14 protein-coding genes are annotated in these 14,713 nt (G+C 40.6%); 11 read left to right on the top strand and 3 right to left on the bottom strand.

What is annotated here, in order from left to right; all coding sequences use genetic code 11:
- The first annotated feature begins 26 nt into the window (after positions 1-26).
- The gene (locus ACOFKR_RS15675) at positions 27-1,253 is read left to right on the top strand and encodes a WcaI family glycosyltransferase (RefSeq protein WP_419801740.1); all 1,227 of its coding nucleotides are present in this window, start codon (positions 27-29) and stop codon (positions 1,251-1,253) included.
- 195 nt (positions 1,254-1,448) lie between these two features.
- Here ACOFKR_RS15675 and ACOFKR_RS15670 read toward each other — a convergent pair whose 3' ends face one another.
- Positions 1,449-2,102 carry a metal-dependent transcriptional regulator gene (locus ACOFKR_RS15670; RefSeq protein WP_419801739.1) on the bottom strand — a complete coding sequence of 218 codons (654 nt, stop codon included), beginning with the start codon at positions 2,100-2,102 and terminating at the stop codon, positions 1,449-1,451.
- Positions 2,103-2,241: 139 nt separating this feature from the next.
- Here ACOFKR_RS15670 and ACOFKR_RS15665 point away from each other — a divergent pair, with 139 nt between their 5' ends.
- The 6 genes from ACOFKR_RS15665 to ACOFKR_RS15640 all read left to right on the top strand — a co-directional run bounded on the left by ACOFKR_RS15665 (position 2,242) and on the right by ACOFKR_RS15640 (position 11,147).
- Positions 2,242-4,701, top strand: a complete 2,460-nt coding sequence (locus ACOFKR_RS15665) for a TonB-dependent receptor (protein ID WP_419801738.1) — start codon at positions 2,242-2,244, stop codon at positions 4,699-4,701.
- A 407-nt stretch (positions 4,702-5,108) separates the two neighbouring features.
- Positions 5,109-6,449, top strand: a complete 1,341-nt coding sequence (locus tag ACOFKR_RS15660) for an Nramp family divalent metal transporter (protein ID WP_419801737.1) — start codon at positions 5,109-5,111, stop codon at positions 6,447-6,449.
- A gap of 351 nt (positions 6,450-6,800) precedes the next feature.
- Complete coding sequence (locus ACOFKR_RS15655) at positions 6,801-7,676, top strand: glucose 1-dehydrogenase (RefSeq protein ID WP_419801736.1); 876 nt, start codon at positions 6,801-6,803, stop codon at positions 7,674-7,676.
- A gap of 3 nt (positions 7,677-7,679) precedes the next feature.
- Positions 7,680-8,228 (top strand): gluconate 2-dehydrogenase subunit 3 family protein, encoded by a 549-nt coding sequence (locus ACOFKR_RS15650; RefSeq protein WP_419801735.1) that lies wholly within the window; start codon positions 7,680-7,682, stop codon positions 8,226-8,228.
- A gap of 28 nt (positions 8,229-8,256) precedes the next feature.
- Complete coding sequence (locus ACOFKR_RS15645) at positions 8,257-9,798, top strand: GMC family oxidoreductase (RefSeq protein WP_419801734.1); 1,542 nt, start codon at positions 8,257-8,259, stop codon at positions 9,796-9,798.
- A gap of 8 nt (positions 9,799-9,806) precedes the next feature.
- Entirely contained in the window at positions 9,807-11,147 is a 1,341-nt protein-coding gene (locus ACOFKR_RS15640) for a family 1 glycosylhydrolase (RefSeq protein WP_419801733.1), read from the top strand.
- Positions 11,148-11,390: 243 nt separating this feature from the next.
- On the opposite strand, the gene ACOFKR_RS15635 is transcribed toward ACOFKR_RS15640, so the two are convergent.
- On the bottom strand, positions 11,391-11,681 hold the full coding sequence (locus ACOFKR_RS15635; protein WP_419801732.1) for a DUF721 domain-containing protein: 291 nt from the start codon (positions 11,679-11,681) through the stop codon (positions 11,391-11,393).
- The gene (recF, locus tag ACOFKR_RS15630) at positions 11,662-12,774 is read right to left on the bottom strand and encodes a DNA replication/repair protein RecF (RefSeq protein WP_419801731.1); all 1,113 of its coding nucleotides are present in this window, start codon (positions 12,772-12,774) and stop codon (positions 11,662-11,664) included. Before recF ends, ACOFKR_RS15635 begins: the two co-directional genes overlap by 20 nt.
- 134 nt (positions 12,775-12,908) lie before the next feature.
- Here recF and ACOFKR_RS15625 point away from each other — a divergent pair, with 134 nt between their 5' ends.
- The 4 genes from ACOFKR_RS15625 to ytxJ all read left to right on the top strand — a co-directional run bounded on the left by ACOFKR_RS15625 (position 12,909) and on the right by ytxJ (position 14,713).
- Positions 12,909-13,604 (top strand): tetratricopeptide repeat protein, encoded by a 696-nt coding sequence (locus tag ACOFKR_RS15625; protein WP_419801730.1) that lies wholly within the window; start codon positions 12,909-12,911, stop codon positions 13,602-13,604.
- A 63-nt stretch (positions 13,605-13,667) separates the two neighbouring features.
- Positions 13,668-14,162, top strand: coding sequence for a 6,7-dimethyl-8-ribityllumazine synthase (gene ribH, locus ACOFKR_RS15620; protein ID WP_419801729.1), 495 nt, complete (start codon positions 13,668-13,670; stop codon positions 14,160-14,162).
- 44 nt (positions 14,163-14,206) lie between these two features.
- Positions 14,207-14,314, top strand: coding sequence for a lipoprotein (locus tag ACOFKR_RS15615; RefSeq protein ID WP_419801728.1), 108 nt, complete (start codon positions 14,207-14,209; stop codon positions 14,312-14,314).
- 66 nt (positions 14,315-14,380) lie between these two features.
- The gene (gene ytxJ / locus ACOFKR_RS15610) at positions 14,381-14,713 is read left to right on the top strand and encodes a bacillithiol system redox-active protein YtxJ (RefSeq protein WP_419801727.1); all 333 of its coding nucleotides are present in this window, start codon (positions 14,381-14,383) and stop codon (positions 14,711-14,713) included.

Here is a 14,713-nt window from a genome sequence, read left to right as displayed (position 1 = left end):
ATATTACAAAAAAATTTGATTGAAAAATGAAGATTAAGCGTGTATTGGTACAGGGCATTAATTTTTTTCCGGAGAGAACCGGTATGGGAAAATACACGGCCGGTATGGTTGATTATATGGTGCAGCAGGGTATTGCCTGTACGGTTGTTACATCTTACCCATTTCATCCGGAATGGAAGGTAAAACCGCCGTATAAAAATGGTTCTTACCAAAAAGAAACTGCTCATAATGGCTTGTTGACCATTTACAGGTGTCCGATGTATGTGCCGCCCAACCCAACAGGAGTTACCCGGATTATTCAGGAAACTTCTTTTATCCTATCTTCTTCCTTGATTCTTACAAAGCTAATTTTCCAGAAAAAATTTGATGCGTTTATCATCATTTCCCCGCCGTTCCACCTGGCTTTGGTAGCTCTTGCCTACCGGTTTTTCAGAAAAACTAAAATTGTTTACCACATACAAGATTTACAGATTGATCTGGCTAATGAATTAAAACTGATCAAAAGCAAAAGAGTGGTTAACCTGATGTTTAAAATAGAAAAATATATTTTGAGAAAAGTAGATTATGTTAGTACGATATCTGAAGGGATGATTAAAAAAATCAAGCAAAAGCGAAATATCGAGGTGATAAATTTTCCGAACTGGGTAAATACCAAACAGTTTTTTCCGATGGAGGACCGTGCATCTTTAAAATCAAAATGGAACTTTTCAGAAAGCGATTTTTTGGTGATGTATTCTGGCAATCTGGGCGAAAAGCAAGGATTGGAAATGATTTTAGATGTGGCCATCAAATTTGAGCAGCTAAAAGAAGTAAAGTTTATTATCTGCGGTAACGGCGCATACAAAATCAGATTGATAGAACAAGCTAATAAGTTGAAAATCAATAATGTAAATTTTATTTCTTTACAATCTGAAGAAGTTTTTAACAGCTTTTTGAATATTGCTGATGTACACTTAATTATTCAAAAAAAGAATGTGGCTGATCTGGTTATGCCCTCTAAACTGACTACGATTTTGGCTATAGGCGGACAGGTGATCGCTACTGCAAGCCCTCAAACCACTTTATATAATGTAATTACCAATAACCGGTTAGGAAAAGTTATCGAACCGGATGATGTACAACAATTGTGTGAAGCTATAACTGGTTTCTTGCAAAATCCTAAAGTATATGCTGTAACAGCAAGAACTTATGCTTTGCAACATCTTTCGGTTGAAGTGATCATGGAAAAGTTTTTAAAAGATGTTAGGTTATAGCAAACGGTCTTGTAATAACCTATTTTGTTTAAATTTCGTTCATGGTTTTTCAATGCTTCTTTTCCACCTAAAATTTGGTGGTTTTTGATAATCATTCCATCAAAACAGTTTTTGAAGTAAAATTTGCAGGTATAAAAGAAGCATCGCAAACTTTGCCTGCCCCGAGAAACAGGATTGATTTTTAAGTGCTCAGCCTTATCGTTTTACAAAAATACTGTTTGCAAACTTTTTTGATACGGTGTTCATCTTTCCCTCAATAGAAACAACCAGGGAATTATCAAAGGCCACTTTATCTTTAATCAGGATTGTTGTGCCGATAACCACGGAAAGCTGTTTCAGGTATTGCAAAAATTGCACGGATGTATCTTTTACGGCAACTACTTCACAATTGTCCCCAATTTCTTTGTCAGACAATAAAATTTTAGCCAGTTTTGGTAAGGTGCCGTTTGCCCGAGGGATCGGGTCTCCATGCGGGTCAAATTGCGGAAAACCTAAAAACCCATCAAGTTTATCAGCCAGGTCATCACTTTGGATATGTTCCAATTGTTCTGCCATTTCATGGATTTCGTCCCAGCTGTATTTTAATTTTTCGCAAAGGAACACTTCCCAAAGCCGGTGTTTCCTGACAATATTTAAAGCCAGGCGGTTTCCCTCCGGCGTTAACCCTGCACCGTTTTTTTTATCATAAGTTATCCATTCCTTTTCCGTCAGTTTTTTAAGCATATCAATTACCGAAGCAGCGTTAACGGCCATTTCCTCCGCAATTGCAGTAGGTGTGATTTTATCCAAACCGCTTTGAGATAGCTTAAGTATGGCCTTTAAGTAATTTTCTTCGGTTAGGGTTTGCATAAAATACAAATTTTTGACAAACATAATCAAACTCATTTCGTATTTAAAAATTAGGTTTGTCTAATTATAAAAATTAGATTTGCAAATAAAAAATATAAGTTTGCAGAAATAAATTAATAAGGACAAATAAAATAAAATCATGAGGATAAACCTGACTATTTTTTTTATAATATGCTTTGCATTAGCCGGATACGGACAGGAAGTTTCCATCTCCGGAACGATAAAAGACAAGGCTAACGGGCAGCCGGTCAGTTTTGGCTCTGTAGGCATCAGTGCTACCGCAATTGGCACCAATACCAATAACGATGGCAGGTTTCATTTAAAAGTGCCGGCCAATAAAATTGGTTCAATGCTGATGATATCCTGCATTGGTTACCAGTCGGAAACAGTTGCAACAGTTAAAGGCAAACTGGTTTACAATGTCCTTTTAAAACCTGTAAACAGCACGCTAAACGAAGTTATCGTTACCGGTGTTTCGCGGGCAACCCTGGTCCGGGAAAACCCGATACCAATCGTTGCGGTGTCCTCAAAAAAAATCGAACAAACAACGGCAAGTAATATTATTGATGTTTTAGTAAAAAATGTACCGGGTTTAAATGCGGTTAAAACCGGGCCTAATATTTCGAAGCCTTTTATCCGCGGGTTGGGTTACAACCGGGTGCTTACTTTATATGATGGGATCAGGCAGGAAGGGCAGCAATGGGGAGACGAACACGGGATTGAAGTTGACCCTTACAATATTGAACGTGCGGAAGTGGTGAAAGGGCCGTCGAGTTTAATTTACGGGTCGGACGCGCTTGCCGGGGTTGTTGGTTTGATACCTGCGCTAACAGATGATACTTATGGCAAAATAACCGGTAAAATATTTTCAGAATATCAGGGCAACAACAGTTTGATCGGGAACGGCTTGAGGATCAATTATGGCAACAATCATTGGAGTTATGCTTTGAGAGGCTCATACCGGATAGCCAAAAACTATCAAAATAACATTGATGGAAGAGTTTATAACACCGGTTTTAAAGAAATCAACGCGTCTGCCAGCGTTAAACACCGGACCGAAAAAGGTTATAGCTCCCTAAACCTAACATTATATGACAACCATCAGGGCATACCTGACGGAAGCCGGGACTCGCTGAGCAGGAAATTCACCTATCAAACAATGGAAGGCGATAAAGATGACATTTTGAACCGGCCGATTGTACCTAACGATGTATTAAACTCTTACAAACAAAGCCCTTTGGATCAACATATCCAGCATTATCGTATCTACACCAAAAACCATTATCAATTAGGTAAAGGGGACATCAACGCCTTGTTGGCATTTCAGCAAAACATCCGGAGGGAATATACACATCCCACCATCCCGGAGCAGGCTGGTATGTTTGTGCGGTTAAATACCGTAAATTATGGCGTGGATTATAATGTTCCGGTTTTTACCAATATAGAATTTTCTACCGGGATAAACGGAATGTATCAAAACAACATTAGTAAAAACGCAACTGATTTCCCGATACCAAACTACAACTTATTTGATGCCGGGATCTACGCGTTTGGCAAGTGGAAATATCAAAAATGGACGATCGGGGCGGGTGTACGTTATGATCAGCGTCATTTAAAAGGCGATGATTTTTATACCAGACCGGATCCGGCAACCGGTTTTGACAGGCAGGTAAAAGATGGTGATATAGCTGGCGCATATCTTCAATTTCCATCTTTCGAAAAAACTTTTCATGGCGTATCTTTAAGTTTGGGAAGTACGTATGCGCTAAACGATCAGATCAGCCTGAAAGCCAATATTGCAAGAGGCTACAGGGCACCAAGTATCCCGGAATTTTCTTCCAACGGGCTTGATCCGGGGGCGCATATCATTTACAAGGGAAACCGGAATTTTAACCCGGAGTTTTCTTTACAGGAAGATTTAGGGATAGAAGTAAGCACAAAGAATTATTCGACCACTTTTAGTGTTTTCAACAATAATATTTCTGACTATATATATTTATCCCTGCTGGTTGACAATAACGACAACGCTATTGTTGATGCCCAGGGCAATAAAACTTATCAATATCAGCAGTCTAAAGCACAACTTTACGGCTTGGAAGCAACATTTGCCTTACACCCGGAAGCATTAAAAGGTTTTGAATTTGCCAATTCGCTATCGGTAACTTATGGTTTCAACATGGGCAATGCATTTAAAGGAGTGGGGACGCAAGGCGAGTATCTTCCGCTAATCCCGCCTTTGCATTATTTAACAAGTGTCAGTCAGGAATTTAAAGTAAAATCCAAGGTTTTTAGCGCGTTTAACGTAAAAGCCGAGGCCGATATAAGTGCTGCACAAGCACGTTATCTTGGATTATACAATACCGAAACTTATACGCCTGCATATACATTGATCGATATCTCCGCCGGCACAACAATTAAATATACGGCCAACCACAGCCTGCAGTTACAGTTTCAGATAAACAACCTTTTCGACAAAGCTTATCAATCCAACCTTAACCGGTTAAAATATTTTGAATATTATTCAGCTTCCCCAAACGGGCATTCAGGGCTTTACAATATGGGGAGAAATATCTGTTTTAAAGCGATTATACCTTTTTAAAAACAAATTTATATGTCTTATTCAGAGTTACATATCTTAAAAAAAAGCTGGATAGTTGTTACAGAAAGCGGCAACAAATGTTTTCAGCAAGAACAATTCAGCCTGTCTAAATCCTGGTTTAATGCTTCTTTTATGCCTGTAAATTTGCTTTTTATTATTGTTTCTGATAGAAAAAACCAAAAACCACCAAATTTTAGGTGGTAAAAGAAGTATATCAAAAGATGTAGAAACAAAATTAAACAGGATTTGGACAATTAAAAACGGGTATTAAATTATTGAAAAATTTAAATTATTAATCGGATCATGCTTCAGGATAGCATCGTTTACGGATTGCAATCATTGTATTGAAATAGGATCAGTTCAGGAAAAAACAATTATCATTACAAAAGAAACCGCGCATAAGATATATGTCGACATTATTAGAAAACAATAAAGCCGCCTGGAGAAGGGACAAACATACTAATTCATTGCCAGAGGTATTTTCAACTATTGCAGTCCCACAAAATGGCAGTTCGTGGCGCAAATTTTTTGCTTTTGTTGGGCCCGGCCTCATGGTGGCCGTAGGGTATATGGATCCCGGCAACTGGGCAACTGATATTGCGGGCGGTGCACAATTTGGCTACACGCTGTTGTCTGTAATACTGATCTCCAACTTTTTTGCAATTATTTTGCAATATCTGGCACTTAAACTTGGTGTAGCAACCGAACGGGACTTGGCTCAGGCTTGCCGCGACCATTATCACCCGGCAGTAAGTTTCGGCCTTTGGATACTTTGTGAAATAGCCATTGCCGCCTGCGATCTTGCAGAAGTGATCGGATCAGCCTTGGCTTTTAACCTGCTGTTTGGCATACCGCTAACCATTGGTGTGCTGATCACCGCCCTGGATGTTCTCCTTATTCTTTTCTTTCAGTATAAAGGTTTCCGGTTTATTGAAAGTGTTGTTGCCGCTTTGATCCTGGTGATTATGAGTTGCTTTATTTATGAGATGGTGGCCTCTCATCCTGAAATGTTTCCTATCCTGAAAGGAATGCTGCCGCAGTTAAGGGTAGTAACAAATCCCTCCATGCTTTACATCGCCATCGGTATATTAGGCGCTACGGTGATGCCGCATAACCTGTACCTGCATTCCAGTATTATCCAAACCAGAAATTATCCGCGAAATAACGAAGGCAAGAAGATGGCGATCAAATTCGGGGCTATTGATAGTACCGTATCCTTACTGTTTGCCTTTTTTATCAATGCGGCCATCTTAATTGTTGCTGCAGCGAGTTTTCATAACAGTGGGCACCGTGATGTAGCCGATATTACGGTAGCCTATAAATTGCTTGCGCCGGTATTGGGTGCAGGCTTGGCCAGTACGGTTTTTGCCATTGCATTACTGGCTTCCGGCCAAAATTCAACTTTAACAGGTACACTTGCCGGGCAAATTGTGATGGAAGGTTTTTTACATATCCGGTTAAAACCCTGGCTAAGGCGGCTGATTACCAGGCTGATCGCCATTGTCCCGGCATTTATTGTAACCGAGGTTTCCGGGGAAAAAGGTGTGGCCAGTTTGTTGGTGCTAAGTCAGGTTATCCTTTCTATGCAATTAAGTTTTGCGGTTATCCCTTTAATCGTTTTTACCAACGATAAGCGGAAAATGGGGCGGTTTGTCAACCGTACTTTCACCAAATTGGTGGCCTGGATCGTAGCGGCCATTATCCTGGTATTGAATTTATATTTATTGTGGGACACACTTTTTCATTAAAGCTTAGCACCGGTTTTTTAAATCTGAGCGATCTTGTTGCAGCTGCTTCTTTTATCACCATAAAATTCAAAAACAAAATTTACAGGTGTAAAAGAAGCATGGTGAGTTTGGCCGGTTTCTTTGCGATGCTTCTTTTATCACCATAAAATAGCGATGCTTCTTTTGTCACCATAAAACTCAAAAACAAAATTTACAGGTGTAAAAGAAGCATTGTAAGAAATTTTCAAGCGGTATTTATGCAGGTTTTAACAAACAGGATACGATAAAAACCCACTAATTAATTATATAAGTTCTAACAAACAATATCAATATTTTCAGCGTTCTTCCACTTTAATTAAATACAATCTGAACATGAGTAATCTGGAATTTCGCCCGAGTTCTGAAGAAATCAAAGCCGAGCAATTGCCTTATCCGGCCAAACAATCAGACATGAAAATGCAGCCAGATTCTGACTTGTCCAATTATCTTCCGGCAGGAAAACTGAAAAACAAAACGGCTTTAATTACCGGGGCTGATTCCGGCATCGGCCGTGCCGTGGCTATTGCTTTTGCCATGGAAGGGGCAGAAGTTGCGATCTTATACAATGAAAATGACAGCGATGCCGAAGAAACAAAACGTTTGGTAGAAGCCAAAGGCGGCAAATGTTTGATTATTAAAGCTGATGTACGCAATAAGGAAAACTGTACAGCGGCAGTTGAAAAAACAGTGACTGAATTTGGGAAATTAAATATTTTAGTCAATAATGCAGCTTTTCAAAAAGTTCAAACCAAATTAGAAGACATTACAGAAGAACAACTGCGCAGAACCTTTGAAACCAATATTTTTGGCTATTTTTTTATGGCACAAGCTGCTTTAAAGTACCTAAAAACCGGTGATTCGATCATAAACACAGGCAGCATTGTCGGGATGACAGGTTTGGAAAATTTAGTTGATTACGCATCAACAAAAGGTGCGATCCATGCTTTTACAAAATCATTGGCTTTGCAGCTGGGGGAAAAGAACATCCGTGTGAACGCTGTAGTCCCCGGCCCTGTTTGGACACCCAACATCCCCGGGACGATGCCTGAAGATGAAGTGGAAAAATTTGGCCATGAGGTAGCATTGGCACGTCCCGGACAACCTGAAGAACTCGCGCCCGCTTATGTGTTTTTAGCTTCTGATGATGGTAGTTTTATGACCGGAAGTTTGGTTGAAGTTACCGGTGGCCGTTTATCCGCAGCCAAATAATATATGATAAAAGAAGCATTGGATAATTTATTGAACTCTGATCTGGTTACTGAAAAAACCCGCCAGGTCCTCACGCAAAGGGAAAATGAAAATGTAATATTACCCAAGTTTTTTACAGAAGGGGAATTTACATTGTTACAAGCTGTTTGCGATTATTTAATGGCGCAAGAGGATGAACATTTGGTAAATATTGCCGGAAAAATTGATCAGCGTTTATATAACAAATCCGGTTCTGGCTGGCGGTATGATCAGCTTCCGCCTGATGGTGTGGCCTATAAAACCGGTTTAAAAGGGATTTCCGAGGAAATACTTCTTTTATCGCACCAAAACTTTACTGATCTATCTACAGAGCAAAAAAATAACCTGCTAAAAACAGTACAACAAGGAACGCCTAAAGCTGAAACCTGGAAAGACTTTTCAGCAAAACTGTTTTTTGAATTGATGCTTACGGAAGCTGCCGAACATTTTTACAGTCATCCTTTAGTTCAGGCTGAAATTAATTACACTGGTTTTGCCGATGCTAAAGGTTGGGATGTGCCTCAACTAAAATAAAAATTTATTACATGCCGAATGATCCTTTATGCGCCGATACCAGAATAATGAAATTGTAGATGCCGTAATTATTGGTACAGGTGCTGGCGGCGCACCATTGATGGCCAAATTTGCAAAAGCCGGATTAAAAGTTGTGGCTCTGGAAGCAGGCAATTACTGGAACCCATTAGCTGATTTTGCAACCGATGAAACAGAGCAAAACAAACTTTTTTGGACGCATGAAAGATTAAGCGCGGGAACTGACCCGATCGCATTCGGAAAAAACAACTCCGGGATTGGTGTTGGCGGTTCAACTTTGCATTACACGGCTTATACACCCAGGGCGCAGCCGGATGACTTTCAGCTAAAATCCGAATTTGGTGTCGGTCATGATTGGCCGCTTGCTTATCAGGATCTGGAAGCTTATTATAATGAGCTTGAGATAAATTTAGGTATTTCCGGCCCTACTCCTTATCCGTGGGGCCCACACAGGAAATCAGGTTATCCGCTTCCTCCATTAGCTTTAAACGCAGCCGCACAATTGATGGAGCGCGGTAGTAAAGCTTTAAACATTAAAACTTCCCCGGCGGCAAATGCGGCTTTATCGGCTGCTTATTACCAGGAACATATAGGCTGGCGGCAAGCCTGTACCAATCGTGGTTTTTGCCAGGCCGGTTGTTCTACCGGTGCCAAAGCCAGTATGGATGTTACTTTAATCCCGGTTGCAGTACATTATGGTGCCGAGGTTAGGCCAAATTGTTTTGTTACCGAGTTATTAAAAAATCCTTCCGGCAAATTAGAGGCGGTTGTATATCAGCGGAATGGTCAATTGGAAAAACAGTTCTGCAAAAACGTTTTTTTATGCGCCGGAGCTATAGAATCCCCGCGACTGCTGTTGCTGAACGGGTTGGCAAACAGCAGCGGCCAGGTAGGCAAAAACTTTATGGCGCATACAGGTTTGCAGGTTTGGGGTGAATTTGATCAGAAAATTGATCCCTGGAAAGGTATTCCCGGAGGTTTGATTTCTGAAGACATGCACCGGCCGGCAGATGCTGATTTTGCTGGCGGATATATCATTCAATCTATTGGTGTGATGCCGGTCACTTACGCTTCACAACTTGCGCGAGCAACCGGTATTTTTGGGGAAGAGCTGCGTGAACGGATGCGGCATTATAACAATGTTGCCGGCATTAATATGCATGGTGAATGCCTGCCATACGACCATAATTTTCTGGAATTATCCGATGAACTGGACGAAATGAATTTGCCAAAGCCGCGTATTCATTTCTCCAACGGAGAAAATGAACAGAAAATGGCTGCACACGCCCAGAAAAATATGGAAGCCATCTGGAAAAATGCTGGTGCCAGGCACATGTGGACAATGAACCGCAATGCACACACTATTGGCACTTGCCGGATGGGCAATGATCCGGAGCAGAATGTGGTGAATAAAAACGGTCGGTCATTTGATGTCCCCAACCTTTATATTGCTGATAATTCTATTTTCCCAAGTTCTTTAAGCGCCAATCCAACTTTAACCATTTTGGCCGTGTCTTATCATATTGCTGATGCTTTTTTAAATAAAAATTAATTGCTGAAATGACCGAAAAAGGTTTTTTATCATACATCAAAAAACATCATAGTGATGGTGTATATGCCGGAGATGAATTTGGCGGTGGCAAAGGCCGGGACGGTAGCGGTTTGCCGGTTGATAACCTGGCTAATTTTATGTTTGCAACAGGCATAGAATGTTCTTACCCAACCATCAACAATGGCAAAACACGCCGGGATTTGCTGGAAGAATGCGGCCATTACAAAAACATGAAAGAAGATTTGGGTTTGGTAAAAGAACTTGGCCTGAAGGTTCTGCGTTACGGGCTTCCGTATTATTCCATCAACAAAAGCGATGGCAAGTATGATTGGAGCTTTGCAGACGAAGCCATGAATGAGATCAAGCGGTTAGGCATCACCCCAATTTTAGATTTGATGCATTTTGGCGTACCGGATTGGGTCGGTAATTTTCAAAACCCGGAACTTCCTATTCATTTTGCAAAATATGCGGATGCTGTGGCCGAGCGTTATCCCTGGGTCCGTTTCTATACGCCTGTTAACGAAATCTATGTTTCGGCAAAAGCCAGTGCCAAAGACGGTTTATGGAATGAGCAGAAAAAGGACGACAAAAGCTTTGTAACGGCAATTAAAAACCTGGTGGCTTCCAGCATTATGGCCAACCACATGATTGCCAAACGCAAACCAAATTGTATCATCGTGCAGAGTGAAAGTGCCGAATATGTGCATGAATTAGCTGCAACAATTTCTAAAGAAACAACTTTAATCAACAAGCTGCGTTTTTTATCGCTTGATTTACTTTACGCCCATCCGCCGGATGCTGATGTGTGCATGTACCTGTTGGACAATGGTGTGACCAGGGAAGAATTTAACTGGTTTATGGCCGGAGAGCCGCCGGGCTATCAGATTATGGGCAATGATTATTATGGGCGGAACGAGATCATAAAATTACCCGACGGCAGTTTGCTTAACGCATCTGATGTGCTGGGCTGGTATCAGGTAACGAAAGAATATTACGAGCGTTACAAAAAACCGGTAATGCACACCGAAACCAATGTTTTAAACGCCGATGAAGCTGTTGTTTGGTTATACAAGCAGTGGATTAACGTGTTACAGATCAGAAAAGACGGCATACCTGTTTTGGGTTTTACCTGGTACAGCCTGATCGATCAGGTGGATTGGGACATTGAACTGGCGGAGAAAAAAGGAACGGTCAACTCTTGCGGTTTGTATGACATGAACCGAAAACCACGCCCCGTAGCACAAGCTTATAAAAATTTGCTGGAGCAGTTTGGCCGCATCACCATCGTTCCGTATGGCGAAGTTTTTGAACTGACGGAAAGACAAGCCCAATTAAAAGTAGAAGTGTAATCCCTCATGCTGTTTTTATCGGTATAAATCAGCCGGATTTTATGCCGATAAAAACAGCATCAACATAAACTATGCTATAGCTTGGTTTAAGTTTCACTTAAAAAAACCTGATGCTTTTTTTAGTGCTATAAATTTGGTTTTTGTAGCGGATCATTAACAAAAGCAAAAATATAGTTCACTGATTTTAGGTGATAAAAGAAGCATCCTATAATTTTGGGGACGAAATTTAAACAGCTCCTTGGCTTACAACAAAATTATTTCTGTGATTAATTCTGTTTCTGCCTGCTCATTTATTTTTTCGATGATCTCCAGCCGCATCCGCAGCAATTCGTTTTTGATAACAGACGAATCCATGCGGATAAAAAGCTTTCTGTTCAAAATAAACAATTCTTTGGTCCGGTTGGCGGCAGGTTTCCCAACCAAATCCGGCCAGTGCGCAATAATGCCGGTTTCATCAAATTTACGCTTGATTTTGTAAACTTTAAGCATCTGGGCCAAAGCTTCTTTCAGGGTTTTATCGTTCGTTCGGCCCATCAACCTGTCCTTTTTCTACCTTAAAAACCGCTACTTTCACGCCAATCCGGTCAAAAACCTGCTGCATCCGTTCGGCATTGGTATCGGTGATAAAAACCTGACCGAAATTATTGTCGGAAACCATTTGCATCAGTTTGTGGATGCGTTTTTCGTCCAGTTTATCAAAAATATCATCTAAAAGAAGCAATGGTTTAAAGCCTTTTTGCTGATACAGAAAACTATATTGCGCCAGTTTTAATGCAACCAGAAATGACTTTTGCTGGCCCTGCGAACCAAATTTTTTCATCGGCATTTGATGGATGGAAAATTGCAGTTCATCTTTATGGATGCCAACACTTGTACGTTCTAAAACACGGTCACGTTCGGTTGCTTTTTTAAGTAAAGATGCAAAATCATGCTGCAACAACTGAGAATCATAGATCAGTTCTGCGCGCTCCGCATCTTCGCTCAAATACTGATAATGCCGGTTAAAAATCTCCGTAAAAACTTCCATAAAAGCCTTTCTTTTTTGGAAGATGATGTTGCCGGAAACAACTAATTGCTCATCAAAAACTTCCAGCAAAGCCGGGTCATATTTGCCGGTATCTGCAATGGTTTTGAGTAAAATATTGCGGTTGAGCAGTGTTTTGTTGTAAGAAATCAGTTCGTCCAGATATTGATGGTCGGTTTGCGAAATCACGTTGTCCACAAACTTGCGCCGCTCTTCACTGCCTTCCATAATAATATTGGTATCGTAGGGCGAAAGCATCACCAGCGGGAACAAACCAATATGATCGGCCAGCCGCTGATATTCTTTTTTGTTGCGTTTAAACTGCTTTTTCTGGTTACGTTTGATGGCACAGGAAACGGTGTCTTTTTGCTCGTCTTTGATGAATGTACCATTCAGCATAAAAAAATCCGTGCCTTGCAAAATCTGCTGACTATCAATTGGGTTGAAGTAACTTTTGCACAACGACAGGTAATGAATGGCATCAAGCAGATTGGTTTTTCCGGCCCCGTTATTACCGGCAAAAACGGTTACGCCGGGCTTAAAGCTGAGATCAGCCTGAACATAGTTTTTAAAATTAAGCAGCGAAAGTTGTGTTAAATACATGTCGGGCTTCAAAGTTAGCAATCCTGCCGGTATTGGCCAGGCACCGGCATAAAACCGACTTTAATTTTACCGAAATTAAGTGTTGCTAAAGAGGCTTAAAACCGTATTTTTGCACACTAAAATTTTGGATACAAATGTCAATTAATCAACCAAATACTAAAGTTGTAACAGAAGTAACTAAGCCTGCAGAACCTAAACCGCTGGCCCAGACCGGAAATTTTGTAATGGAAAATCAAAAAAGCCTGACTTTTATTGTTGCGGCTGTGCTGGCTTTGATTGTGATTTACTTTGCTTATCAGAAATTTTACCTTGCCCCGCGTGAAATAGAAGCATCCAACAAAATGTATGTGGCACAGGATTTTTGGGAGAAAAAAAATTGGGACAAAGCCATTAATGGTGATGCCGGTTATCCTGGTTTTGCCAAAATTGTGGATGAATACAGCAACACCAAAGCGGCCAACTTGGCTTATTATTATTTGGGTGTGGCTTATCTAAACAAAGGTGAGTTTAAAAAAGCAGCCGAAAATCTGACCAATTATCGTGGTGATGATGCAATTATTGCATCGCAGGCTTTGGGCAATACCGGCGATGCTTATGTAGAATTGAAGGATTACGACAAAGCAATCACCTTTTACAAAAAAGCAATTGATAAAGGCAACAACAGTTTTACCTCTCCGATGTATTTGAAAAAAATGGCTTTGGTTTACGAGAACCAGAAAAACTACAACGATGCGCTGGATGCTTATCAGAAAATAAAAACTGATTTCCCGGAGAGCAGCGAAGCAACCAGCATTGACAAGTACATTGCCCGCGTACAGGCACAAAAATAAAATGGGTAAATTTTACCTGATAAAAGAAGCATCAGGCAAAATTTTCTACACAAATACTTTCTGATGGCCTCTCAATTAAAAAACTTATCCGATTTTTCCCATACAACCATACCATCTGCTGCAAATTATCGTTTCGGCATTGTAGTTGCAGAATGGAATGCAGCCATAACAAGTGCTTTACTGCAAGGGGCTTATCAAACCTTGATCAGTAACGGGGCAAAAGAAGAAAGCATCAAAATTTATCCCGTACCGGGGAGTTTTGAGTTGACTTCCGGAGCCGAACTGTTACTGAAAAAAGGCAATGTTGATGCCGTGATTTGTTTGGGTTGTGTGATACAGGGCGAAACCCGGCATTTTGATTTTATTTGCAACGCCGTAGCCAACGGTGTAAGCAATGTATCAATAAAATATTCAAAGCCGGTGATATTTGGTGTATTAACAACTGATAACCTGCAACAGGCGATTGACCGTTCTGGCGGCAAACACGGGAACAAAGGTGATGAGGCGGCCATCACAGCTATTAAAATGGTTGATTTGGCTGAAACCTTAATGCAGTAAAACAGGTATTATTTGATTTTTAAACAGCGTATAAATTTACCCAAATGAGAAAAATTATTTTGCTGGCTGTATTAGCTGCTGCCTTATCAGGTTCTTTATCTTCTTGTGCATCCAAACTTTGCCCGGCTTATGGCAACAGCCATCACAGATAATCCGCTTTTTGTCAACTTGTAAAATATTTAGGGTGATAAAAGAAGCATCCTCTTAATTTTACTGCCATGAATTGGATTAATCTTACTTCTGCAGAGCAGCTAAACGAAATAAAAGCTGCAATCGGTCATAGCATTATTTTTAAACATAGCACACGCTGCTCGATCAGCATGATGGCCAAAAAACGGTTTGAGTTGGATGGAAAACTGTTTGACGAAAACATTACGCCGTTATACTTTTTAGATCTGATCAAATACCGTGACTTATCCACAAAAGTTGCCCAAATGTTCAATGTCCATCACGAATCCCCACAGTTGCTGCTGATCAAAAACGGGAAGTGCATTTTGGATCAGTCGCACTCTTCTATTTCCGCAGAAGAAGCAGTAGAATCAATACAGTAA

The organism is Mucilaginibacter sp. (assembly GCF_965201005.1).
GTDB lineage: Bacteria > Bacteroidota > Bacteroidia > Sphingobacteriales > Sphingobacteriaceae > Mucilaginibacter_A.
The sequence above is the reverse complement of the archived record's forward strand: the minus strand, read 5'-3'. Positions and strand labels throughout refer to the sequence as shown.